The organism is Actinomycetospora chibensis, assembly GCF_028737215.1.
Classification (GTDB): domain Bacteria; phylum Actinomycetota; class Actinomycetes; order Mycobacteriales; family Pseudonocardiaceae; genus Actinomycetospora; species Actinomycetospora chibensis.
The window spans coordinates 445,989-468,182 of record NZ_JAQZAM010000001.1 but is presented as its reverse complement, the minus strand read 5'-3'; the positions used below and the strand labels follow the sequence as shown (position 1 = coordinate 468,182).

The following is a 22,194-nucleotide window of genomic DNA, read 5'->3' as shown; positions in this document are numbered from 1 at the left end:
GCCATAGCCCCGAACATCGCTCACAGCCCCGACGGAGGAGGCACTCGGATGCCGCTCGTACAGATCACCCTGGCCCGGGGACGGACACCCGAGCAGCTCGCCGCGCTCGGGGAGGAGGTCACCGCCGCCGTGTCGCGCGCGGTCGGGGCGCCCGCCGGGAACGTGCGGGTCGTCGTCACCGAGTGCGAGCCCGAGCACTGGTTCGTCGGGGGTGAGTCGCTGGCCGCCCTGCGGGCGTCGGGTCAGAGATGAGCCTCGTGCGCGTCGACCGGCCGGGCGTCGTCGAGAGCGACGACGGCCGGCGCTTCGTCGCGCTCGAGCTGCCCGACGGGTGGCGGGTGGTCGACGCGCACTGCCCGCACAACCGCGGGCCGCTCGAGCAGGGCTGGGTCCGGGACGGGCGCACGCTCGTCTGCCCGTGGCACTGGTACCGCTTCGACCTCGACACGGGGGAGTGCTCGACCTCGCCGCAGCACGTGCTCGGCGTGCACCCCGTCCGCGAGATCGACGGGCAGGTCTACGCCGACGTCGGGGACCCGCCGCGGGCGCTCTCGTGGTCCGAACGGCTCCGGGCGCACGCCCGGGAGTGAGGGGTTCGTCCCGGAACGTCCGCTCCCGTGCTGTGATCGACGGGCGGCGTCGGGATCGAACGGGAACCGTCCGACGGGACCGGGTCCGGTACCGGCCGCGGCAGGTATGTTGCCGCGCGTGTCCTCCCCCTTCGGCGGTTCCGGCGACCCGAACCGCCCCGAGTCGTTCGGGTCCCAGCCCACCCAGCACGGGCCCCAGGCGGACCCCTCCCAGGGCGGGTACGGGCAGCAGCAGCCGGGACAGTACGGCCAGTCCGGTCCGCAGCCGTACTACGGCGGACAGACCGGCGACCCGTCCCAGCAGAGCTACGGCCAGCAGCCCGGGTACGGACAGCCGTACGGGCAGCAGGGGTACGGCCAGCAGGGGTACGGACAGCAGGGCTACGGGCAGCCCGGCTACGGACAGCCCTACGGCCAGCCTGGGTACGGCCAGCCCGGGTACGGGCAGCCCGGCTACGGCTACGGGCCGCCGCCCCGGAAGAAGAACAAGGCCCTGCCCTGGATCCTCGGGGGCGTCGCGCTGCTGGTCGTCCTCGTGGTGGCCATCGTGCTCGTCATCGCCCTCGGCGCGGGCGGCACCGTGACGGGCGCGTCGCAGCGCAACCTCGCGATCCCGGACTCCAGCCCCGCCGGCGTCACGGACACGATCGAGCTCGACGGCTCCGGTACGGTCTCGGCCATCCAGGTGGGCGTGTCGATCACGCACCCCTACACCTGCGACCTCGTCGTCTCCCTGCGCTCGCCGCAGGGCCAGCAGACGGTCCTGGCCGACAGCAACGACTGCACCCGCGCCAACCCGAACCTCAACCTGCAGCTCGACAGCCGCCAGCCCGGGAGCCCGCTGGCGCCGCTGGTCGGGCAGTCGGTCTCCGGGCCCTGGACGCTGACGGTGTCCGACGGCGTCGCCATCGACCGCGGCAACCTCAACGGCTGGAACATCACCGCCGAGCGGTAGGCCCTGGTCGCGGCCGGGCGTCGTCGGGTGGCGGCGTCTTCGGGTGACGCGGGCTCGTGCGTCTCGTCCGCAGCGCTATTCGTTGCAGCGGCCGTCGCCGTCCCCGTCACGGTCGCCGGGGCCGCAGGCGTACCGGCCGCTACCGCTGCTGCTCCCGCTGCTGCTGCCGCCGTCGCTCGAGGACGAGCCGGTGCGCCGCGAGCTGCTGTCGTCGTCGTCGGAGCCGAGACCGGCTCCCGCACCGACCCCGGCCCCGGCACCGGCCCCTGCGCCGCTCGAGGTGCTCGTCGCGGCCGGCGGCGGTAGGTACACCGTCGAGACGTAGGTGCTCGTGACGGGTGGTGGCGGGACGGCCGGTGCGGCGTTCGGGGTCGCGCTGCCGCCGCACGAGCCGAGGGCAGCGAAGAACAGGACGACGGTCGCGATGATCCAGGGCCCTCGACCCCGGGACCACGGCCTGCCCGGGCGGCTCGGGCTGCCCGCGCTGCGATGGCTGCTATGGCTGCTCACTGATGTCTCCCCCGTGGTGGTGGCCCTGACCCCAGAGGGTCACGAGGAGGTAACGACCGCCCCGAGGAGGGAGGTACTCGTCCGGGCGAGGACGACTCAGGTCCTGTCGGCGCCGTCCTGCGCGCGCGCAGACATCGACCCACAACCGCGCCCCGGCGGGCGACCGCGCGTCCCCCTCGGAGCGCAGGCTCAGTGCTCGGGCTCGTGCCCGATCGCCGTCTCGCCGGTGGTGGTGACCTCGCCCGTCCAGTCGCAGGTCGCGCACCAGCAGTAGAACCGGCGCTGGTCGCCCTCCCAGAACTCGTTCGCGAGCCCCAGGTCGCGCGCGCACTGCGGACAGAACCGCGGGGCGTCGCGACGATGGGCCTCGACGTCGGCGGCGAACCGCCGGTCGATGCGGGCGCCGGGCGAGCCGTCGGCTGGGGTCACGTCGGCTCGGGTCATGTCGGCGGGGCTCCCACGAGACGGCCTCACCGAGGGATCGTCCCCGAGTCCACCTGCGCGGAGGTCTCCGGAGCGAGCGTGGCCGTGCCGATGCCGCCCACGGGGGTGAAGGACGTGCGGCCGGCCTCCTTGTCCGCCGCCACGCGTGCCGCCGCGGAGATGTGCACCTGCCGGATGGCCTCGAGGTCGGGGGAGTACCGCGTCGATCCCATGTTGCAGAAGTCGAGGGCGAACTCGGCGCCACCGGCGTGGAACTTGTCCTTCTCGCAGGGCAGGTCGATGCGCTCGTGGGGCTCGCGGATCGTGCCCAGCGGGTCCTCGCCCTTGGCGACGGCCTGCATCGACTGCCGGAACATCTTGCGCAGCAGCGCGACGCCGATGTCCGAGCGTCCGAGGTGCTCCGTGGTCCGGTCGGTGATCCGACCCTGGGTGCACCAGGCCATGATGTCCTGGCCCTCGACGTAGTTCACGACGTGATGGCCGCGCTCGTCGAACACCGGGATCTCGTAGTCGGGCACCGTCTGCTGCTCGACCGGCTCGTAGCCCTCGGGAGCGTGGACGGTGTAGAGCATGAACCGGGTGGTCGTCCGGTTGATCGGCACGCGGATCTGCATCTGGTGGATGCCGCCGCCGCCGACGCGCATGTTGTACGGGAAGACGAGCGGGTGCCCGACCTTCCAGTCGTCGTTGTCCTCCGACGCACCGGCGAGCACGCGGCGCTTGATGATGCCCCACTCGAACGCGTCGAAGCCGATGCGCTGGTGCTTCTTGCCGAACGACGCCGGGGCGACGAAGCCCTCGTGGTTGCCGATGAACTCGAAGTAGCGGCCGTGCAGGTGCTCGACGTGGTGCGGGTCGACCGCGTTCTCCATGACCTGCACGTAGTTGCAGGGGATGTCGGCCCAGCCGATGTCGCGGTATCCGTCCATGACGTAGACGTCGAAGCGGGGGAGCAGCGGCGCCGGGTCCGGCCCGATGTAGGCCCACACGAGCCCGCCGAGCTCCTCGACCTTCCCGGCGGTGGCGCGCACGCGCTCGGCGAAGTTGGTGTTCTCCTTCTCCGCCGGCTGGTCGGTGCACGCGCCGTCGGTGTCGAACTTCCAGCCGTGGTACGGGCATCGCAGGCCGTCGCCCTCGACGACGCCGTAGGCCATCGACGCCTTCCGGTGCGGGCAGGGCTCCGGGATGATCCCGTAGCGGCCCGACGGGGAGCGCCAGAGCGCGAAGAACTCGCCGAGCAGCTCGACGCGCTTGACGGGGAACTCCTGGAGCTCCCGGGCGAAGGCCACCGGGTACCAGTAGCGGCGCAGCACCTCGCCCATCGGCGTACCGGCCTCGACGGCCGTGAGTTCCTCGTTCTGCTCGGCGGTCAGCATGGGGCCCTCCGGGGCGTGTGGCGGTGTCCACGACGCTAGGGAGCCGACGGGACCACGAGAAGGGCTGTGTCCCTCTCCGCGGGATGGACCCCGGTCAGGCCGGGGTCGGCACGACGACCACCTTGCCGCGCAGGGTGCCCGCGTCCGCCTCGGCGTGGACGCCCGCGAGCTCCGCCAGCGGCACCCGCCGGGCGACGTCGATCCGCAGGTCGCCCGCCTCGACCAGGGCGACGAGGTGCGCCAGCTGCTCGGCGTCGTTGCGGACGAAGACGTCGACCGCCCGCACGCCGCGCGCCTCGTCGGCGGGTGCCGGCGTCCCGGGCACGGTGTTCACGACGACGCCGCCCTCCCGGACGAGGCCGACCAGCGCGCCCAGCTCCTCCGGGGAGATCGAGGCGAGGTTGAGCAGGACGTCGACCGGCTCGGTCACCGCATCGGTCACGTCGGTGGTGGTGTGGTCGACGACCTCGTCGGCGCCCGCCGAGCGCAGCGCCGCGCTGCTGCGCGGGCTGCCGACCGCGATGACGTGGGCCCCGGCGTGCTTCGCGAGCTGCACGGCGTAGCCGCCCACGGCCCCACCCGCGCCGTTGATCAGGACGCGCTGCCCGGCCGTCAGCTTCGCGTCGTCGACCAGCGCCTGCCAGGCGGTGAGGCCCACCATCGGCAGGGCGGCGGCGTCGGTGAGCTCGACGCCCGACGGCGCCCGCGTCAGCACCTCGGCCGGTGCGACGACGTACTCGGCGGCAGCGCCGTCCGCGACCATCGGCAGGAAGGCCACGACCTCGGCGCCGGCGGACGGTCCCTCGACGCCGGCGCCGAGCGCGTCGACCGTGCCCGAGACCTCGATGCCCGGCGTGTGCGGCAGCGCCACCGGGAAGGGGCCCTGCAGGTAGCCGCCGCGGATGCCGTCGTCGACGAGGTTGAAGGTCGTGGCCGCGACCCGCACCCGCACCTCCCCGGGCCCGGGGACGGGCTGCTCGACGTCCTCGTACCGGAGCACGTCCGGGCCGCCGTACTCGTGGAAACGCACTGCCTTCACGTCCGGGCCTCGCTTCATGGTGTCACTGGCTGGTACCGCCGGGTGCTTCGAACTCGAAGCGCCCCCGACGCTAGCTATGCTTCGAACTCGAAGCAAGTAGACTCCCGGCGTGACCGAGCCGCCGCACGCCGTCGACCCGGTGCAGCTCGGCGCGTACTTCGCCCTGGTCGAGGTGTCCGACCTGCTGCGGTACGCGATCGAGCAGCAGCTGCGCGAGGCGGGCGGCCTGACCTTCGTGCGGTTCCAGATCCTCATGCGCCTGCGGCTGTCCCCGACGGGCAGCCACCGCATGACCGACCTGGCCGACGCCATCGTCCACAGCCGCAGCGGCCTGACCTACCAGGCCGGCCTGCTCGAGAAGGCCGGCCTGGTCGCCCGCGCGCCGTCGGTGGACGACGAGCGCGGCGTCACCCTCACCATCACCGAGGCCGGCCGCGCGCTCGTCGCGAGGGTGCTCCCGGGCCACGAGGAGGTCGTCGGGCAGATGCTCTTCGAGCCGCTCTCGCGGGCCGACGCGCAGCGGCTGGCCGACCTGCTGGGGCCGGTGCGCGACCACATGCGCGCGGCCCCGCCGCGGTCGGGCCGGGCGCGGCGTCGTCGGACGTGAGCTCCGGCGCCGGGTCAGGCTCGCCGGAAGCGCCGCCGGTAGGCGAGCGGGGACAGGCCGACGTCGTCGGCGAGGTGGGCCCGCAGGGATGCGGCCGTCCCCAGGCCGGCGGCGGTGGCGACCCGGTCGACGGGCAGGTCGCTGCCCTCGAGCAGGCGGCGTGCCCGCGCGACCCGCTGCGCGACGAGCCAGGCGTGCGGTGACGTACCGGTCTCCGCGCGGAAGCGGCGGGTGAAGGTCCGCACGCTCATCGACGCGCGGGCCGCGAGCCCGGCGACGTCCAGGTCGGCGTCGAGGTGCTCGAGCGCCCACGTCCGCACCGCGCTCGTCGCGCCCTCCGCGGCGGCGGCCGGCAGGGGATGGTCGATGAACTGGGCCTGCCCGCCGTCGCGCCACGGCGCGACCACGAGGTGTCGGGCCACGGCGTTGGCCACCTCGGTGCCGTGGTCGCGGCGCAGGACGTGCAGGCTGAGGTCCAGCCCTGCGGCGAGGCCCGCGGAGGTGGCGACGTCGCCGTCGTCGACGAAGAGCACCGACTCGTCGACGTCGAGGTGGGGGTGCAGGCGGCGCAGGTCGTCGGCGCGGGCCCAGTGGGTCGTGACCTTCCGGCCGTCGAGCCGCCCGGCCGCGGCGAGCACGAAGGCGCCGGTGCAGATCGACATCCAGCGGACGCCGTCGGGCACCGCGTCGAGGGCGGCATGCAGCTCCCGCGGCAGGACCCCGTCGCGGCGGGCCGGGACGTAATGGGTGCCGGGGACGATGACGGTGTCCGCGGCGACGAGGGCCTCCGGCCCGTGGTCGAGCAGCAGGGAGAAGCCCGCCGTCGAGCGGACCGCGCCGGGCTCGAGCCCGCACACGCGCACGTCGTAGAGCGGTGCGCCGTCTCTCTCCGCGGAGCCGAAGACCTGCGGCGGGATCTGCAGGTCGAAGCCGACGACCTCGGGCAGGGCGAGGACGGCGACGACGTGACGGCCGTCGGGAGCGGGCATGGCCGGATTCTTGCACGTTGTGGCGTTCAGGCCACTGGTTCGACGATCGTTCCTCGCGCAGGCTCTCTGCTCGTGACCGAGACGCGGCCCGACTCCCCGCCCGCCGCCGACCCGCCGGCCCGTCCCTCCGCCTGGCCCTGGGCCGTGGCGGCGACGGCGTTCGTCACCCTGCTCGGGGCGTCGGGGTTCCGGTCGGCGCCCGGGGTGTTCATCGACCCGCTGCACGCCGAGTTCGGCTGGTCCACGGCGACGATCTCGTCGGCGGTGTCGCTGAACCTGCTGCTCTACGGCGTGATGTCGCCCTTCGCGGCGGCGCTGATGGAGCGCTTCGGCATGCGCCGCGTCGTCTCCGTCGCCCTGGTGCTCGTGGCGGCGGGCAGTGGGCTGACGGTGTTCATGTCGGAGGTCTGGCAGCTCGTCCTGCTCTGGGGCGTCCTCGTCGGTGTGGGCACCGGGTCGATGGCGCTCGCGTTCGTCGCCGTCGTCACCGGGCGGTGGTTCGTGCGCCGGCGCGGGCTGGTCTCCGGGGTGCTCACCGCGGCGCAGGCGGCCGGTGGCCTCGTGTTCCTGCCGCTCATGGCGTCGCTCGCCGGGTCGGTGGGCTGGCGCGCGGCGTCGCTGCTGATCGCGGCGGGCGCGTTGCTCGTCGTGCCGCTGGTGCTGCTGTTCCTGCGCAACCGGCCCTCGGACGTCGGGACGCTCGCCCACGGCGCCGCGCCCGGCGACGTGGCGCCCGAGGAGGTGGTCGTCGGCGGCGCGGTCCGCCGCACCCTCACCGTGCTGCGCGACGCCTCCCGCACGGGCACGTTCTGGCTGCTCGCGGGCGGGTTCGCGATCTGCGGGGCGACGACCGTCGGCCTGCTCAACACCCACTTCGTGCCCGCCGCGCACGACCACGGCATGCCCGCCACCACCGCGGCCGGCCTGCTCGCCGTCGTCGGCGTGTTCGACGTCCTGGGCACCATCGCGTCGGGCTGGTTCACCGACCGTGTCGACCCGCGCAAGCTGCTCGCCGTCTACTACGTGCTGCGCGGCGTGTCCCTGGCGTTCCTGCCGTTCCTGCTCGCGCCGTCCGCGGCCCCACCGCTCTGGGCCTTCATCATCTTCTACGGCCTCGACTGGGTCGCCACCGTGCCGCCGACCGTGGCGCTGTGCCGCGAGCGGTTCGGGGCGCGGGCGCCGATCGTCTTCGGCTGGGTGTTCGCCGCCCACCAGGTCGGCTCCGCGATCGCGGCCGTCGGGGCCGGGCTGGTCCGCGACCTCACCGGCGCCTACGACGGGGCGTGGTGGGGCGCAGGCGCGCTCTGCGTCGTGGCCGCCGGGCTCTCGCTCGCGGTCCGCCGGACGGGAGCACTAGCGTCGACGAGATGACGATCTCCGTGCACCCGGGCGCCGACGACCGGGACTGGGGCGGGCGACTGCCCCGCAACGAGGCGATCGACCTCGACGACGACCAGCGCGCCGCCCGCGACGAGATCGTCGGGCGCTCCGCGCGCTGGGCCGAGCGCTCCGGGTTCGCCCCGACCGACGATCAGGGCGGGCTCATCGGTCCGTTCAACGCGTTCACCCTCCGACCGGCGCCCGGCCGGGCGTTCAACCAGTGGGTGCAGACCGACCAGCGCGGATCGTCGCTGTCGCCGACGATCCGCGAGGTCGTCATCCTCACCGTCGGTGTCGCGTGGCAGGCCGACTACGAGATCTACGCCCACGTCGCCGTGGCCCGGACCGTGGGGCTCTCGGAGACGGTGATCGCCGGGCTGCGCTCGGGGGAGACCGACGGCTCGACCGACGACTGGGCCCCCGACGAGCTCGCCGCCCACCGCTTCACCGACGAGCTCGTCCGCACCCACCGGGTGTCCGACGCGACCTACGCCGCCGCCGAGGAGGCCTTCGGCCGCGACGGGGTGCTCGACATGGTCCACCTCACGGGCATGTACCTCGCGACCTCGGCGCTGCTCAATGCCTTCGAGGTCCCGGCGCCGCCGATCCCCGATTAGCGTCCCGAGCGTGGCCGAACGACCGAGCTGGGAGCTGAGCTCGGTGCGCAACGCCGCGCGGCTGCTCAAGGAGTTCTCGGTCGCCGACCGCGAGCTGGGGGTCGCCGAGCTCGCCCGCCGCCTGGGACTCGGCACCAGCACCGTGCACCGGCTGCTCGCGACCCTGACCGACGAGCGCCTGCTCGAGCGCAGCCCGGAGGGGACCTACCGCCTCGGGCTGGCCGTGCACGAGCTCGGCGCGAGCGTCGCCCCGCACGTCGGGCTGCACGAGGCGGCGATGCCCGCGATGGCCGGGCTGCGCCACGCGACGGGGGAGACCGTGCAGCTCGCGGTGCTCGACGGCATGGACTCGGTGTACGTCGAGCGCCTGGAGAGCCCGTACACCGTCCGCATCTTCGCGCGCGTCGGCACGCGGTTGCCGGCGACGACGACGAGCACGGGCAAGGTGCTGCTGGCCGCGCTCCCGGCCGACGAGCTCGACGCCCGCCTGGCCCGGTGGACCCCGGAGCGCCCGACGCCGCACTCGATCACCGACCCGGCGACCCTGCGCCGGCGCCTGCGCGAGATCGCCGAGCGCGGGTGGGCGGACAACCGGGAGGAGAGCCGGCTCGGCGTCGTCTCGGTGGGCGCGGCGGTGCGCGACGGCGCGGGGGCGGCGATCGCCGCGCTGAGCGTCGCGGCCCCCGTCGAGCGGGCGGCCGCGGGGACCCTGCGCCGCTACACGACACTGGTGACCGATGCGGCCGGCGTGATCACGATGCGACTGCGCGCCGCCGCAGGAGGCTGACGAAGGCGACGAGGCCCAGCAGCGCGACGAGGCCCGCGAACACCACGCCGGACACCACGAGCCCGAACGCCGCCGACGCGAGGCCCTCGCCGATCACCGGCAGCGAGATGCCGACGTAGAGGACGAGGAAGAAGCTCGACGCCACCTCGCTGCGGCGCTCCGGCGGGCTGCCGGCGTTCACCGCACCCAGCCCCGCGCGGAAGCTCATGCCCTGCCCGACGCCCGCGACGGCCGCGCCGGCGACGAAGAGCGGGAGCGACGCCAGCACGACGGCGGCGCCGACGACGAGCACGCCGGCGACGAGGGTGGCGCACCCGACCAGCAGCGCCGGGCGCTCGGTCAGCCGGGACGACGCGATCTGGCCCACCGTCGACGCCCCGAACAGGGTGAAGACGACGAGGCCGATCGCGAGGTGGTTCTGCACGCCGAGGACCTGGGTCAGGAAGGCGGGCGAGACGGCGGTGAACAGCCCGAGGACGGCGAACCCCGCGAAGCCCGCGATGGCCGCGCTCACGAACACCCCGCGCACCTCGGGCGGCACCGACACCCGTTGCGGACGCCAGCGCACCGGTCCCTCGGGCGTCTCGATCGGCTCGACCAGCGCGGAGGCGAACACGCTCACGACCAGCACGAGCCCGATGTGGACGAGGTAGGGCAGGAACAGCGGCGCCGGCGCGTACTCGGCAAGCGCCCCCGCGACGACCGGCCCGAGCCCCAGCCCCAGCATGTTCACCGCGGCGGCGAGCAGGCTGTAGCGGTGGCGGCGGTCCTCCGGGGCCAGGTCGACGAGCGCCGCGGTGGCCGTCGCCGTGAAGATGCCGGCCGAGAGGCCCGAGAGCACGCGGCCGACGAACAGCGTCGGGATGTTGTCGGGGATGAGGAAGACGGCGCTGGAGATCGCGGCGAGCGCGAGGCCCGGGAGCAGGACGGCGCGGCGGCCGACCTGGTCGGAGAGCCGCCCGAAGAGCACGAGCGCCCCGGTGACGCCGACCGCGTACGCCGCGAAGATCAGCGTCACCATCACCCCGCCGAACCCGAGCTCCTGCTCATAGATCGGGTAGAGCGGCGTCGGCAGCGTGGCGCCGAGCATCGTGATGAGGAAGGCGAGGGCGACGACGGCGGCCGCGGTCGGTCCGCGGAGGCCCCGCGCGGGACGGGTGGTGGTCTCGGCCGACGAGCTGATGGCGGTCCTCCGTCCGGTCGTGCACGACGGGGGGCGTGTTCCCCGGCCACGGGAGGCGCAAGCGCACGTGCGTGATCCGGGTCGCCAGGGCGACCCGGATCACGCACGTGGCTACCGCCCTGGAATGGGCTTCCCGGAGAAGAGGTACTTCTGCGCCAGGGCCACCGGGTCGTAGGTGGCCGGGGTGGCCTCCTCCGGCGCCGCGGTCACCGTCACCGGCCGGGTCTGCACGATGCACACCGGGTCGCCCGCACGACGGTGACGACCGATCACCCACTCGACGTCGACGGGGTAGCCGTAGTGCTCCTCGATCGAGCGCACCGCCGAGGCGATCGCCCCGACCTGCTCCTCGTCGAGCACCCGCCGGTCGGCGAGCTTGGCCGGCATGTCGATCTCGGTGACCGCGCCGACCGCGAAGTCGAACGCCGAGACGATCCGCTTGTGCGCGACGTCGTACTTGAGCACCCGCCCGTCGGCCTTGCCGATCTCGACGTGGTCGGGGTCCACGAGACCCTGCACGATCGCCTCGCCCCAGCCCCAACTGGTCTCGACGACGATGCGGTCGGACTTGCCGGTGACGGGGTGCACCGAGAACGCCACCCCCGACGCGCGGGCGTGGATGAGCTCGATGACCCCGACGGCGATCGGCATCGCATGGTGGCTGATGCCCTTGCGTAGCCGGTAGGCGAGCGCACGGCCGGTGAACAGCGAGCCCCAGCAGTTGCGGACCGCGTCGAGCACCCGCTCGATGCCCGAGACCCCGAGGTAGGTGTCGAAGATCCCCGCGAACGAGGCGTCGGAGGCGTCCTCGCCCGTCGCCGACGAGCGCACCGCGACCGGCACGTTGACGTCGACGGCCCGCAGGCACAGCTCCTCGTAGGCCTCGGTGAGGCGACCCGTCAGGTCGGCCCCCACCGGGGTCTCGCGGAACATCTGGCGGATCTCCGCCGACGCCGACTCCACCTCGGCGTCGGTCGGGGACGACCCGAGCCGCTCGATCACCGCGTCGATCCGCTCGTCGAGACCCGACTCGCGGCAGTGCCGGGAGTAGGCGTCGACGGTGACGGCGAAGCCCTGGGGGACCTGCACGCCCGACTGCATCAGCTCGGCGAGCCGGCCCATCTTCGAGCCGCCGGCCGCGATCGCCTGCCGCGGATCCACCTCGTCGATCCAGACGACGGCGTCGCAGCTGTGGGTGGTGCCCTCGCCGGCGGCGTCGGGCTCGCTGATGTCGGCCGCGGTCATGGGTACCTCCGGGGCGGCGGTCACCCGGCGACTCCCGCGGGGGCGTCGGCGGTGGGTGCCGGTGTGGTGGTGGCTGCAGATGTCGTGGCTGCCTTGTTCAGGATGGTGACCGTGCCGGTGGTGCCGTCCACCTCGATCTCGTCGCCGTCGGCGATCGAGATCGTGGCGACGCCCAGCGCGGTGACGGTGGGGACGCCGTACTCGCGGCCGACGATCGCGGCGTGGGAGAGCATCCCGCCGCCGTCGCAGGCCGCGCCGGCGATCTTGCCGAAGACCGGCGTCCAGCTCGGCGACGTCGACTCGCAGACCAGGATCGAGCCGGGCTCGAGGCGGTGCATCTCGTCGGAGGACTGCAGGACGCGGGCGATGCCGCGCGCGGTGCCCTTGGCGGCGGGGACACCCTTCATCACCGTCTGCGTGGCGGCGTCGGGGTTCTGCACGGCCTTGATCGACCCCGGGTTCAGCCCGAAGATCTCGATGAGGATCGGGTCCTCGACGGCCTCGGGGATCGTCCCCAGCACCTTCGGCATCTCGCTGCGCCGGGCGTGCCAGTGGTCGAAGTACTGGCGGCGCTCGCCGACCAGGCTCTTCAGCTCGCCCTGATAGGGCTTGCGGCCACTGACCACGTCCATGAGTTCCGGCCAGAACAGGTAGAGCATGTCGTCCTTGTGGTCGGCGTTCTCGCGCCGGGCCAGCTCCTGGCATCCCCACCGCAGGGGCAGCATGACCTTGAGGTCGATGTAGTAGTTGTGGTCGTCCTGCCACCAGGGGAAGTTCGCCTCCTGGTTCGACTGCAGCCCCGCGTCGAAGACGGCCTGCTCCTCGCGGGTCAGACCGGTGCGCGCGTTCTCGATGGCCTCCTCGCGCTCGGCCATCGCGTTGCGGGCCGCGGCCTCGAAGTCGTGCTCGTCGTCCTTCTTGAGGAAGGTCTTGATCAGTCCGAGGGGGATCGTGTTGTCCTCGATCCAGCTCGGCACGCCGACGTCGCAGGTGGCCTCGGCGCGCCAGCCGTAGACCTGCAGGAAGTCGTCGAACTCGGTGAGCCAGGGCCCGGCGCCGGGCTCGCGCCCGAGGGCGGCGCGCAGCTCGTGCGGTTCGTGGGTGTCGAAGACGTCCGACAGTCCGGCCGCCCGGGCCCGCATGGCGAGCCGGTAGACCTCGCGGTCGGTCTCCATGATCTTGGTGTCCTCGCCCTGGAGGAACTTGCCGATCTCGTTGGGGTTGATCCCCATGTCGGCGCAGGCACCGTAGAAGCCCAGGAAGTTCGCCAGCATCGGGTACATGACTCCGAAGTGGATCTCCATGGCCCGCTTGTGGTAACGGCGGCCCTTGACCAGCAGATCCGTCAGGTCGGGCGTGCCGGCGAAGTCGACGCCCCGGAAGTACTGCCAGGTGTTCTCGAGCTCGTCGCGGCCGCCCTCCCAGATGCTGCGGTAGTTCTGCAGGAAGTGGGGCAGGTTCGTCGCGATGCGGTTGGCCCGCGCGCCGACCTCGTGGGGGTCGGTCTCGGGCAGCGCCGAGCCGTAGAGGTGGGTGCCGGCGAAGCGCGCCGAGACGCCGCGCCCGGGGGGCAGCGGCAGGGACTCGGCCGCGTGCTGGGTGCCCCAGCAGTAGCCGTCGCCGCTCCACAGGGTGGCGGCGAGCGGGGTGAGGCCTCGCGACCAGTGGAAGTCGAGGAACCAGAAGCCCTGCTCGTCGCCCGGCTTGAACGGGCTCGCCGGGTCCACGATCCAGGGCATGTCGAAGTGCTCCGGCTTGTACCCCGGGTACCACTCGCCCGTGGCGAAGTCGTCCACCGGCACCACGTTGGCCATCTGTTCCTCCTCGACGATGAGCGCCACATCACCGTTCATCCCGAGAGCACTGTGAGGCAAGCAACACGTTCCACCCCCGGGAACGTTGCCTCCCGCCGAACGGCGGCGTGGGTGCGCTACCCGGGTGACGCCTAGGGTCGCGGCTCGTGAACAGCGAACCGTTGGCCGTCGTCGTCGGCGCCACCGGCGCCCTCGGGGGCGCGATCGTGCGCCGGCTGCGCTCGCGGGGCGTCCCGGTGCTCGCCGTGGCCCGCTCGGCGACGTCGCTCGAGGCCCTGAGCGCCGACGACGAGGGCGTCGTGGGGTGCGCGGCGGACATCGGCGACGACGGCGCCCAGCAGGCGATCGCCGACGGCCTCGCCGCGCGGGACGCGCCCGTCGGGATGGTCGTGCAGGCGGCCGGCCTGCCGGCGGTGGGCGGCCTGGACGTCGTCGAGCCTGCGGCGCTCGGGGCGGCGGTGGCGCTCAAGGTCGGCGGGATGCTGCGCCTCGTCCGCGCCGCCGACCCGTGGCTGGCGGAGGGCTCGCGGCTCGTGGCGCTCGGCGGGCACTACGGCGCCGAGCCGTCGCCGCACGTCCCGGGTGCGGGCGTCACGAACGCCGCGCTCGCCAACCTCGTGCGCCAGCTCGCCGACGCCTACGGGCCGCGGGGGATCACCGCACACCTCGTCGCCCCGGGCCCGGCCGACACCGACCGCCTGCGCCGCCTCTCCGCCGACCGGGCCGCGGCGCGCGGCGTCGACGTGGAGGACATCCTCGCCGAGCGTCGCGCCGAATCACCCCTGGGTGCGCTGGTCACGCCCGAGCAGGTCGGCTGGGCCGTCGCGACCCTCCTCGACCCCGAGGCCTCCGCGCTCACGGGGTCGGCCCTGGCCCTGGACATGGGGGCTCGGCGGGGCCTCTGAACGATGATCAGCAGGTCGCAGGGCACCTCGGCGGCGCGATGAGGGTGCTCCACGGTCCGGTGATCTCGTCCCGACCGGCGCCTCAGCCCAGCGCCGCCGCGCGGTCGACGACGGCGTCGACGACCGCCGGGCCGTGGCTCAGGGCCGCGTCGTTGTGGTCCGCGCCCGGGACGGCGACGACGGGCGCCCCGGCGGCGTCGGCCACCGCCCGGCTCTGGGTCGGCGGCACGAGGCTGTCGGATTCTCCGAGCACGACCGTCGTCGGCACCCCGGCCCGGGCCACCGGCTCGGCGACCGGGAAGCGGTCGGTCAGCAGGGCACGCACCGGGAGGTAGGGGTAGATCCGCTCGCCGACGGCGGGGAGGTCCACCGACGGGGAGCGCAGGACCATGCCGCCGACCGGTGACTCGGTCGCGAGGCGGGCGACGACCGCCGACCCCAGGCTCTCGCCGAGGTAGAGCATCCGCTGCGGCGGGACGCCGCGGTCGCGGACGAGGTGGTCGCGCGCCGCGCGGGCGTCGGCGTACAGGCCCTCCTCGCTCGGGCTCCCCGGGTTGCCGCCGAAGCCGCGGTAGTCGAAGAGCAGGACGTCGAGACCCTGGGCGCTCAGGGCCGCCGCGAGGGGCGCGCGCATCGAGCGGTCGCCGGCGTTGCCGTTCGCCACCAGCACCGTCACGTCCCGCCGGGCGCCGCTCGCGGGCACGAACCACGCGCCGAGGGGCACGCCGTCGGCCGTGGTCAGCACGACGTCCTGCCCGCGGGCCACCGCCGTCGTCGCCGGCGGCACCGGGCCGGGGGAGGGGACGTAGACCAGCTCGCGCTGGAACAGCCAGAGGCCCCCGACGAGCAGCACGACGACGGTCAGGACCACGCCGACGACCACGGCGAGGCGTCGGATCACCCGCGCAGTGTGCCGCAGCTCGTCACCCGGGGGCCTTTTCGCGTCGATATGTCTGTTTCTGGTAGGGATGTCCACGAAAGGGTGATGCTGATGGAGGTCGCGCTCGTGGCCGAGGAGGCGGCGGGGGTCCGCACGCTGCAGCGCATCGCGCGCAGCGATCACCGACTGCGCGTCGTGCTGACGGCGAGCGACGCGACCGCGCCCGGGGTGTCCGTGGCCTCGGCCGCCGCGGAGCTCGGGGTGCCGACGCTTCCCGCCGACCGCGTCCGCGACCCGGAGCTGGCCGACGACCTCCGCGAGCGGGGCGTCGACGTCCTGCTCAACGTCCACTCGCTGCACCTCGTGCGCCCCGAGGTCCTCGACGCGCCCCGCGTCGGCGCCTTCAACCTGCATCCCGGGCCGCTGCCCGAGGTCGCCGGGCTCAACGCCCCCAGCTGGGCCGTGGCACGGGGGCACGAGCAGCACGGCGTGACGCTGCACTGGATGGAGCCCGGGATCGACACCGGCGACGTCGTCGACGAGGTACGTTTCCCGATCACCCCGGACGACACGGCGCTCACCGTCGCGGTGCGCTGCGTGGCCCGCGGGCAGGAGCTCGTCGACCGGCTCCTCGGTCACCTCGAGGACGGCGTCGTGCCCCGGCACCCGCAGGACCTCACGGCCCGCCGCTACTTCGGGCGCGGCGTGCCCTACGACGGCTGGGTGCCCTGGACGGCGTCGGCCCGCGAGGTCGTCGACTTCGTCCGGGCCTGCGACTACGGGCCCTACCCCTCTCCGTGGGGCGTCCCGCGCACGCTCCGCGACGGCGCGGACGAGATCGGGGTGGTCCGCGTGGGGGCGACCGGACGGTCGTGCGCGGGTCGTCACCCCGGCGAGGTGGACGAGGACGACGAGGGCCCGCTCGTCGCCACCGCCGACGAGTGGGTCCGACCCCGGTACCTCGCCGACGGAGCCGTCCTGCGGCCCGGGGACCGGCTCGCGGCCCAGGCCAGCTGAGGACTCAGACCACCTGGAGACCCAGCGCGCGGCAGACGTCGGCGGCCTGCTCGGTCGAGACGATCGCGCCGCGCAGGACCGCGGGCGTCTCGGGAGTGATCTCACCGAGGTCGGCGCCGCGAAGGTCGGCCCCGGCGAGCCGGGCGTGGGTCAGGTCGGCGCCGCGCAGCTTCGAGTCGGTGAGGACGACGTCGCGCAGGTCGGCGCCCGAGAGGTCGGCGTCGGAGAGGTCGACGCGGTCGAGGCGCCAGCCGCGTAGGTGGGAGTCGGTGAGCCGGGCCAGGGCGAGCGAGCAGCCGTTGACGGTGAAGGTGACCGCGAGGTCGCGCAGCCCCGAGAGGTCGACGCCGACCATCCGGCAGTCGCGGAAGACCGTGTCGGTGAGGTGGGCGCCGACCAGCTGGGCGCGGGACAGGTCGACGCCGGTGAGGACGGCGTCGGTGAGGTCGGCGTCGACCATCTGGGCGGCGGCCAGGGAGCCGCCGTCCACCCGCACCCCGTCGAGCACCGCGCCGCGCAACCGGACCCGAGTGGCCCGGACGCGGTCGAGCGTCGCCCCGGTGAGGTCGATCCCGGAGAGGTCGAGCTCGTCGAGGACGCAGCGCCGCAGCACCCACGGGGTGCCGTGCCCGCGCTCGAGCCGGTCGCGGACGCGCTCGGGGTCGGCGCCGGTGAGGTCGACATCCGCCACCTCGGGGCCGGCGTCGAGGGCGTCGAGGGCGTCGGTCACGGGCGCCGAGTCTGCCCGCCGCAGCTGACGGCGCGGGTCGCCACCCGTCGGTAGCCACCGGCGGCGAGGGGCACGTCCGGCATGATCAACTCGTTCCGCCGCCTGCGCAACGTGCCCGTCGCGCGTGCCTCAGCCCGGGATCGCCGCGCCCGAGGGGACGCCGGCGGCGACGTAGCCCTCGTAGAGCTCCTCCCACTCCGGGCTGCGGCCGCCGGGCAGGGTGCCGGGTGTCCCGTCGATCGCGGCCGTGAGGGCCTCGAGGCAGACGTCCCACCCGGCGGCGTTGCGCGATGCCGTGTCCCGCTCGTCCATGAGGTGGGTGAACGTCAGCCGCGACCGGCCGTCGCGCAGCGTCTCGACCTCGAACCGCAGTTCTTCGCCGCCCCACGTGAACGCGACGCGGTGCGGCGGCTCGTGGGCGAGGACCGAGCCGGTCCCGCCGTCATCGTCGGCCTCGAAGGAGAACGTCACCGTCGCGCCCGGCGACCAGGCCGGCGTCGCGACCCGCGCCGGGAACCAGTGCGCGAGCTCGTCGGGGTCGGTGAGCAGCGCGAACACCCGCTCGGCGGGGTGCTGGTACTCGCGGACGAAGCGCAGGGCCGGTCGGCCGTCGATCTCGAGGTAGCTGCCGGTGGGGTTCACGGGGTGTCCTTCCAGGCGCCGGGCTGGGGGGAGGTCTCGTCGAGGCGCCGCTCGAGGGCGTCGAGGCTGTCGGACCACATCCGCCGGTAGGGCGCCAGCCAGACGTCGAGCGCGGCCAGCGGCGCCGGGTCGATCTCGTAGACCCGGCGCTGGGCGTCGGCACGCGCGCGCACCAGCCCCGCCTCGCGCAGCACCCGCAGGTGCTTCGACGTGCTGGGCTGGCTGAGCGCCAGGGCGTCGACGAGCTCGCCGACCGCCCGGGGCCGCTCGCGCAGCAGCCCCAGCATCGCCCGCCGGTGCGGGTCGGCCAGGGCCGCCCACGTCCCGGTGTCCGGCTCGGTGGTCACGGCGAAGAGCATGCCTCATGCGGCATATTCCGCACAAGGCATGGAGGTCATCCCGGTTGGCGGCGACCCACGTTGCGGTTGGACCGGAACACGTTGTCCGGATCGTAGGTCTCCTTGATCCGGAGCAGGCGGTCGAACCGAGAGCCGTAGGTCGCCCGCACCCTCTCGTCGCCCTCGTCGGCGGTCTGGAAGTTGACGTAGTTCCCGCCGGTCGAGAACGGCCGGACGCGTTCCCACCCGGCCCGCACCCAGCCGGGGAACCCCTCGGCGCCCGGGTGCGCCGGCTTCCACATGCCGGTGATGCCGAAGACGAAGCGGGCGTCCCGATTGCCGACGGCGCCGTCGTCGTGCGCGTGGTCGCCGATGGCTCCGCCGAGGTGGAGGAAACCGATCTCGGCCTCCGGGATCGGGCACTCCGCGAACAGGTCCCGCGTCGTCGCGAGCAGTTCGTCGGTCAGCTCGGCGACGAACTCGTTCTTCCAGTAGTAGTGGTGGCCCTTCGGCTCGCCGTCGTCCAGGTAGGACTGCACCTCGGTGTAGGGCATCGGCCCGACCAGGTCGACGACCGGGTCGGGCAGCGCCCGGAGGGGTGCGAGCGCTGCAGCCGCGTCCTCGGGGACGCCGCTGAAGCAGACGACCATGGCGCAGACCTTCCGTCCGTGCCACGGCTGGGGGACGAACGGTGCCGGCGGGGCGTGCAGCATCAGCATCCAGACGCTGAGCTCCCGCGGCGCCTCGGCGGCGATCGTGCGGTACGCGGCGAGGACCTCGTCGGCGCGGTCGAACGGCCACAGGATCAGCCCGCCGTGGACGATCGGCCCGACCTCGTGCAGGCGGAACGTGAACGAGGTGACGACGCCGAGGTTGGCGCCGGCCCCGCGGATCGCCCAGAACAGGTCGGGAGACTCATCCCGGCTCGCCCGCCGGACCCGGCCGTCGGCGGTGACGATCTCGACCTCGAGGAGGTTGTCCACCGTCCACCCGAACCGTCGGCTCAGGTAGCCCAGGCCGCCGCCCAGCGTCAGGCCCGCCACCCCCACCTCCGAGATGAAGCCGAGCGGGGTCGCGAGTCCGTGCAGCTGGGTCTCGCGGTCGACCTCGCCGAGCACGCACCCGGGCTGCACCGTCGCCGTCCGGGCGACCGCGTCGACGTCGACCCCGCGCAGCGCCGACATGTCGAGGGTGAGCCCGCCGTCGACGAGCGCGGTACCGGCGATGTGATGGCCCCCGCCCCGGACCGAGAGCGGGACGCCGTGCTCGCGGGCGACGTCGACCGCGGCGACCACGTCGGCGGTCCCGGTGGGGCGTACCACCAGGGCGGGGGTCTTCGCGATCAGCCCGTTCCAGAGCAGGGTGGCGTCCCCGAACCCGGGGTCGCCCGGCCGGAGCAGGGCCCCGCGCAGGCGGGCGCGGAGGCGGTCCGCGACCTCGTCGTGCGTGCTGGTGGACCGGGCGGTGGTCGTGGACATCGGGGACCTCACCTCGCAGGGCGACTCGGACCCCGACGACGCTAGGAAGGCCGGGGACGGCCCCGCATCGGGCGGGATGTGCAGGCCGCGCGGACCGCGTGGGTCGTTCTGTGCAGAGTCTTCCGGCCACTCGCCACCGAGAGGGACGAGGCGCGGCTCGGGCGAAGAACCGGGGGCCGTCGCGGACTTTCCGAGACCGGGGTCGCCGGGCTGACCCCCGGTGGCGGATACGGCAACCTCAACGTGGTGGAGGCCCAGGTCGTCACTGCCGACGGCCGGGTCCTCACCGCCTCGGCGGAGGAGAACCCGGACCTGTTCTGGGCGCTGCGCGGTGGCGGCGGCAACTTCGGGATCGTGTCCTCGTTCACCTTCCGGCTGCACCCGGTCGGCCCCCGTTCCTGGTGTCGTTCGACAGCATGTGGACCGACCCGGCGCAGGACGACACGGCCGTCGATGCCGGCGTCGGCACCGCCTTCGGTCGCAACCTCGAGCGGCTCCGGCAGGTCAAGACGACCGACGACCCGGACAACTCCTTCCGGCTCAACAACAACGTGCTGCCCTGACCTGACGGGCTCGGGGCTATACGAGGCCGTGCTCGTAGGCGTAGGCCGTGGCGGCCGCGCGGGAGGACACGCCGACCTTGGTGAAGATGTTGGCGAGGTGCCGGGCGACGGTCTTCTCGCTGAGGACCAGATCCGCGGCGACGACGCGGTTGGTCCGGCCGGTCGCCACGAGGCGGAGCACCTGCACCTCGCGCTCGGTCAGGCCGCCCACCGGATCCGCCGCGCGGGTCAGCACGGCCACCCGGGCGAGGTCGGGAGCGGCGCCGAGCGCGGCGAACACCCGCCGGGCGGCGTCGAGCTCCATCTCCGCGGCGTCGTCGTCACCGAGATCCCGGCAGGCCATGGCGAGGAGTACCCGGACCCTGGCCGCGCGGTGGGGGACGTCGAGCTGATGCCACCCCCGCCAGGCCGCACGCAGGGTGGCCAGCGCCTCCACCGGACGACCCTCCGCGCGCAGGACGGCACCCGACGTCTGGGCCGCCGTCGCCCGCAGCAGCTCGGCGTCCGACCGAGCGGCGAGCGCGGCGAGCTCGTCCGCCGCGGCGCGGGCCGCCGGCGTGTCGCCCGTCGCGAGGAGGACCTCGACGAGTGCGGCCAGCAGCGCGGGCCGGTCGGGTGCGGGCGCCTCCGCGAGAGCACGCCGCAACGCCGCGGCCGCCACGTCGCCCCGGCCCTGGGCGAGTCGCAACAGCGCCAGGCCGGGCTGGGGCTGGCGGCCCCAGCGGGAGCACTCGCGATAGGCCGCCTCCGCCTCGGCGACCAGCCCGTGCAAACGGTGCAGCTCGGCGACCTGGTAGTACGCCCCGCCCACCGCCGGGTGTCCGGATGCCTCGGTGTCCGTGCGATCCGACGGGGCGGCGAGGCGCTCGCAGGCCTGGCCGGCCGCCGCGGCGGCCTCGGGCCACGCGCCCTGCAGCAGCAGGATCTCGGCTCGGTGCACCAGACACTGGCCCCGGAAGGGAACCAGATCGGGCTGGGCGGCGCACCACTGTGTCAGCGCCGAGGTCCACGCCCGGGCCCGCCGGAGGTCGAGGATCTCCTGGCAGGCCTCGATCACCGCGCAGTAGGCGATGCCGGCGACGACGGGCGACAGCTCGTCCGCGGTGGCGGCGACCATCACCTCGTCGAACAGCGCCGCGGCCTCGGAGAACCGGCCCGCCGCGGCCTGTGCCTCGCCCAGCCCGAGCCGTCCGAAGGCGCACAGGTCCGGGTCACCGAACCGCTCACCGAGCTCGCCGACCCGCTCGTACGTGGCGTGCGCGGCGGCCGGATCGCCCGCGCCCAGCTGCGCGATCGCGACCGGCACCAGCAGGTAGCCCCGTTCGGGGCAGTCGTGTCCGCCCTCGTCCAGCAGCCGGCGCGCGCGACCCAGCCACCCGCCGGCCCGGATCTCCTCGCCACGCAGCAGCAGACCGAAGCCGAGCCAGAACGCGCAGCGGGCTGCCGCGACGTCCTCGCCGCGCTCCAGGCACTCCCGGTGACCACGCTCCCGGAGCGCGTCGCACTCGCCGTCCCGCCCGGTCAGGTACGCGGCGACGGCGAGCCGTTCGAGGTCCGCGGTCCCGAGCCCGCCCTCGTCGTCGGCGTGCGACAGCTCGGCCCAGGCGTCCTCCCACCGCCTCCGACCGAAGGACTCGCGACCGCGATCGAGCGCGCGGGAGGTCGGGCCGCCGCGCGCGCCGCCGTTCATCTCCGTCGGGCGGCGATCTCGTCCCGGCGGGCCCCCGAGGCCGGCACGCCGCCGATGGCCCAGTCGTCGGGCGGCACCTGGATGATCCGGCCGCGAACCCGCGACCGCGTCGCGCCGAGGACATCGACGATCAGGTCGGTGAGCTCGGCGAGCAGGCGGTGGCGCTGCTCGACCGGCCGGCCCTCGAGGACGATCGCGGTGAAGTAGGGCGCGGGCTCACTGTCCGGATTCGTGGCCGTCTCGCCGCCCGTCGCCCAGTGCTCCCGGGCGTGGACCGTCACGTAGGCCCGGACGCGCTCGAGCGGGGACTCGAGCACCTCGGCGTAGCGCCGGCTCAGGATCTCGAGCAGGCGGGCGTGCTCGGCGGGGGAGTGGTCGCCGTCGACCAGGTGCACCTCGAGGACCGGCACGTCAG

The 22,194-nt window shown here is 74.2% G+C and carries 25 protein-coding genes and 1 pseudogene; 12 read left to right on the top strand and 14 right to left on the bottom strand.

Annotation, left to right across the window (positions count from 1 at the left end):
• Positions 1-48: 48 nt before the first annotated feature.
• The 4 genes from PH189_RS02405 (at position 49) to PH189_RS02390 (ending at position 1,870) form a co-directional block, all read left to right on the top strand.
• Complete coding sequence (locus PH189_RS02405; RefSeq protein ID WP_274187135.1) at positions 49-252, top strand: 2-hydroxymuconate tautomerase; 204 nt, start codon at positions 49-51, stop codon at positions 250-252.
• On the top strand, positions 249-590 hold the full coding sequence (locus PH189_RS02400; RefSeq protein ID WP_274187134.1) for a Rieske (2Fe-2S) protein: 342 nt from the start codon (positions 249-251) through the stop codon (positions 588-590). Before PH189_RS02405 ends, PH189_RS02400 begins: the two co-directional genes overlap by 4 nt.
• Positions 591-708: 118 nt before the next feature.
• A complete protein-coding gene (locus tag PH189_RS02395; RefSeq protein ID WP_274187133.1) occupies positions 709-1,545 on the top strand; it encodes a proprotein convertase P-domain-containing protein in 837 nt (278 codons plus the stop codon).
• Positions 1,546-1,627: 82 nt separating this feature from the next.
• A complete protein-coding gene (locus tag PH189_RS02390; protein ID WP_274187132.1) occupies positions 1,628-1,870 on the top strand; it encodes a hypothetical protein in 243 nt (80 codons plus the stop codon).
• Between the two features lie 374 nt (positions 1,871-2,244).
• Here PH189_RS02390 and PH189_RS02385 read toward each other — a convergent pair whose 3' ends face one another.
• From PH189_RS02385 to PH189_RS02375, 3 genes are all read right to left on the bottom strand, one after another.
• Entirely contained in the window at positions 2,245-2,499 is a 255-nt protein-coding gene (locus PH189_RS02385; RefSeq protein WP_274187131.1) for a hypothetical protein, read from the bottom strand.
• A gap of 26 nt (positions 2,500-2,525) precedes the next feature.
• Entirely contained in the window at positions 2,526-3,875 is a 1,350-nt protein-coding gene (locus PH189_RS02380) for a Rieske 2Fe-2S domain-containing protein (protein ID WP_274187130.1), read from the bottom strand.
• Between the two features lie 94 nt (positions 3,876-3,969).
• Positions 3,970-4,914, bottom strand: coding sequence for an NADP-dependent oxidoreductase (locus PH189_RS02375; RefSeq protein ID WP_274187129.1), 945 nt, complete (start codon positions 4,912-4,914; stop codon positions 3,970-3,972).
• 109 nt (positions 4,915-5,023) lie between these two features.
• Here PH189_RS02375 and PH189_RS02370 point away from each other — a divergent pair, with 109 nt between their 5' ends.
• Complete coding sequence (locus tag PH189_RS02370; protein WP_274187128.1) at positions 5,024-5,521, top strand: MarR family winged helix-turn-helix transcriptional regulator; 498 nt, start codon at positions 5,024-5,026, stop codon at positions 5,519-5,521.
• A 14-nt stretch (positions 5,522-5,535) separates the two neighbouring features.
• On the opposite strand, the gene PH189_RS02365 is transcribed toward PH189_RS02370, so the two are convergent.
• The gene (locus PH189_RS02365; protein ID WP_274187127.1) at positions 5,536-6,510 is read right to left on the bottom strand and encodes a GlxA family transcriptional regulator; all 975 of its coding nucleotides are present in this window, start codon (positions 6,508-6,510) and stop codon (positions 5,536-5,538) included.
• 144 nt (positions 6,511-6,654) lie between these two features.
• Between PH189_RS02365 and PH189_RS02360 the strand changes: the two genes are divergently transcribed.
• Genes PH189_RS02360 through PH189_RS02350 form a run of 3 tightly spaced genes read left to right on the top strand, consistent with a single transcriptional unit; the run spans position 6,655 to position 9,294 of the window.
• Positions 6,655-7,881, top strand: a complete 1,227-nt coding sequence (locus PH189_RS02360) for an MFS transporter (protein ID WP_274187166.1) — start codon at positions 6,655-6,657, stop codon at positions 7,879-7,881.
• Positions 7,878-8,507 (top strand): carboxymuconolactone decarboxylase family protein, encoded by a 630-nt coding sequence (locus PH189_RS02355; RefSeq protein WP_274187126.1) that lies wholly within the window; start codon positions 7,878-7,880, stop codon positions 8,505-8,507. Before PH189_RS02360 ends, PH189_RS02355 begins: the two co-directional genes overlap by 4 nt.
• 10 nt (positions 8,508-8,517) lie before the next feature.
• A complete protein-coding gene (locus PH189_RS02350) occupies positions 8,518-9,294 on the top strand; it encodes an IclR family transcriptional regulator (RefSeq protein WP_274187125.1) in 777 nt (258 codons plus the stop codon).
• Here PH189_RS02350 and PH189_RS02345 read toward each other — a convergent pair.
• From PH189_RS02345 to PH189_RS02335, 3 genes are all read right to left on the bottom strand, one after another.
• Complete coding sequence (locus PH189_RS02345; RefSeq protein ID WP_274187165.1) at positions 9,260-10,477, bottom strand: MFS transporter; 1,218 nt, start codon at positions 10,475-10,477, stop codon at positions 9,260-9,262. The genes PH189_RS02350 and PH189_RS02345 overlap by 35 nt on opposite strands.
• Positions 10,478-10,588: 111 nt before the next feature.
• Positions 10,589-11,722, bottom strand: coding sequence for a PEP/pyruvate-binding domain-containing protein (locus tag PH189_RS02340; RefSeq protein WP_274187124.1), 1,134 nt, complete (start codon positions 11,720-11,722; stop codon positions 10,589-10,591).
• 20 nt (positions 11,723-11,742) lie between these two features.
• Positions 11,743-13,575, bottom strand: coding sequence for a PEP-utilizing enzyme (locus tag PH189_RS02335; RefSeq protein WP_274187123.1), 1,833 nt, complete (start codon positions 13,573-13,575; stop codon positions 11,743-11,745).
• Positions 13,576-13,682: 107 nt separating this feature from the next.
• Between PH189_RS02335 and PH189_RS02330 the strand changes: the two genes are divergently transcribed.
• Entirely contained in the window at positions 13,683-14,441 is a 759-nt protein-coding gene (locus PH189_RS02330) for an SDR family oxidoreductase (protein ID WP_274187122.1), read from the top strand.
• Positions 14,442-14,523: 82 nt separating this feature from the next.
• On the opposite strand, the gene PH189_RS02325 is transcribed toward PH189_RS02330, so the two are convergent.
• Positions 14,524-15,342, bottom strand: a complete 819-nt coding sequence (locus tag PH189_RS02325; protein WP_274187121.1) for an alpha/beta hydrolase — start codon at positions 15,340-15,342, stop codon at positions 14,524-14,526.
• A 90-nt stretch (positions 15,343-15,432) separates the two neighbouring features.
• On the opposite strand from PH189_RS02325, the gene PH189_RS02320 reads away from it, so the two are divergent.
• Positions 15,433-16,338: a methionyl-tRNA formyltransferase gene (locus tag PH189_RS02320; RefSeq protein WP_274187120.1), complete on the top strand. Its 906-nt coding sequence runs from the start codon at positions 15,433-15,435 to the stop codon at positions 16,336-16,338.
• A 4-nt stretch (positions 16,339-16,342) separates the two neighbouring features.
• Here PH189_RS02320 and PH189_RS02315 read toward each other — a convergent pair whose 3' ends face one another.
• The 4 genes from PH189_RS02315 to PH189_RS02300 all read right to left on the bottom strand — a co-directional run bounded on the left by PH189_RS02315 (position 16,343) and on the right by PH189_RS02300 (position 19,526).
• A complete protein-coding gene (locus tag PH189_RS02315) occupies positions 16,343-17,068 on the bottom strand; it encodes a pentapeptide repeat-containing protein (protein WP_274187119.1) in 726 nt (241 codons plus the stop codon).
• Positions 17,069-17,197: 129 nt separating this feature from the next.
• Entirely contained in the window at positions 17,198-17,710 is a 513-nt protein-coding gene (locus PH189_RS02310; protein ID WP_274187118.1) for an SRPBCC family protein, read from the bottom strand.
• Positions 17,707-18,057, bottom strand: a complete 351-nt coding sequence (locus PH189_RS02305; protein ID WP_274187117.1) for an ArsR/SmtB family transcription factor — start codon at positions 18,055-18,057, stop codon at positions 17,707-17,709. The genes PH189_RS02310 and PH189_RS02305 overlap by 4 nt, the downstream gene beginning before the upstream one ends.
• 47 nt (positions 18,058-18,104) lie before the next feature.
• Entirely contained in the window at positions 18,105-19,526 is a 1,422-nt protein-coding gene (locus tag PH189_RS02300) for an FAD-binding oxidoreductase (RefSeq protein WP_274187116.1), read from the bottom strand.
• 186 nt (positions 19,527-19,712) lie between these two features.
• Here PH189_RS02300 and PH189_RS02295 point away from each other — a divergent pair.
• A pseudogene (locus tag PH189_RS02295) lies at positions 19,713-19,919 on the top strand (FAD-binding oxidoreductase); the annotation flags it as partial.
• A 23-nt stretch (positions 19,920-19,942) separates the two neighbouring features.
• Positions 19,943-20,089 (top strand): BBE domain-containing protein, encoded by a 147-nt coding sequence (locus PH189_RS02290; RefSeq protein ID WP_274187115.1) that lies wholly within the window; start codon positions 19,943-19,945, stop codon positions 20,087-20,089.
• A 16-nt stretch (positions 20,090-20,105) separates the two neighbouring features.
• On the opposite strand, the gene PH189_RS02285 is transcribed toward PH189_RS02290, so the two are convergent.
• Together PH189_RS02285 and PH189_RS02280 are read right to left on the bottom strand one after the other, a co-directional pair.
• Complete coding sequence (locus PH189_RS02285; protein ID WP_274187114.1) at positions 20,106-21,779, bottom strand: helix-turn-helix domain-containing protein; 1,674 nt, start codon at positions 21,777-21,779, stop codon at positions 20,106-20,108.
• Positions 21,776-22,189 carry a tautomerase family protein gene (locus PH189_RS02280; protein ID WP_274187113.1) on the bottom strand — a complete coding sequence of 138 codons (414 nt, stop codon included), beginning with the start codon at positions 22,187-22,189 and terminating at the stop codon, positions 21,776-21,778. The genes PH189_RS02285 and PH189_RS02280 overlap by 4 nt, the downstream gene beginning before the upstream one ends.
• Between the last annotated feature and the right edge of the window lie 5 nt (positions 22,190-22,194).

What these genes read in the sequence shown, in the direction of transcription:
- PH189_RS02335 (WP_274187123.1), bottom strand. Translation starts at nt 13,575, where the DNA reads ATGAACGGTGATGTGGCGCTCATCGTCGAGGAGGAACAGATGGCCAAC.
- PH189_RS02400 (WP_274187134.1), top strand. Translation starts at nt 249, where the DNA reads ATGAGCCTCGTGCGCGTCGACCGGCCGGGCGTCGTCGAGAGCGACGAC.
- PH189_RS02340 (WP_274187124.1), bottom strand. Translation starts at nt 11,722, where the DNA reads ATGACCGCGGCCGACATCAGCGAGCCCGACGCCGCCGGCGAGGGCACC.
- PH189_RS02385 (WP_274187131.1), bottom strand. Translation starts at nt 2,499, where the DNA reads ATGACCCGAGCCGACGTGACCCCAGCCGACGGCTCGCCCGGCGCCCGC.
- PH189_RS02380 (WP_274187130.1), bottom strand. Translation starts at nt 3,875, where the DNA reads ATGCTGACCGCCGAGCAGAACGAGGAACTCACGGCCGTCGAGGCCGGT.
- PH189_RS02300 (WP_274187116.1), bottom strand. Translation starts at nt 19,526, where the DNA reads ATGTCCACGACCACCGCCCGGTCCACCAGCACGCACGACGAGGTCGCG.
- PH189_RS02355 (WP_274187126.1), top strand. Translation starts at nt 7,878, where the DNA reads ATGACGATCTCCGTGCACCCGGGCGCCGACGACCGGGACTGGGGCGGG.
- PH189_RS02290 (WP_274187115.1), top strand. Translation starts at nt 19,943, where the DNA reads ATGTGGACCGACCCGGCGCAGGACGACACGGCCGTCGATGCCGGCGTC.
- PH189_RS02405 (WP_274187135.1), top strand. Translation starts at nt 49, where the DNA reads ATGCCGCTCGTACAGATCACCCTGGCCCGGGGACGGACACCCGAGCAG.
- PH189_RS02365 (WP_274187127.1), bottom strand. Translation starts at nt 6,510, where the DNA reads ATGCCCGCTCCCGACGGCCGTCACGTCGTCGCCGTCCTCGCCCTGCCC.
- PH189_RS02285 (WP_274187114.1), bottom strand. Translation starts at nt 21,779, where the DNA reads ATGAACGGCGGCGCGCGCGGCGGCCCGACCTCCCGCGCGCTCGATCGC.
- PH189_RS02320 (WP_274187120.1), top strand. Translation starts at nt 15,433, where the DNA reads ATGGAGGTCGCGCTCGTGGCCGAGGAGGCGGCGGGGGTCCGCACGCTG.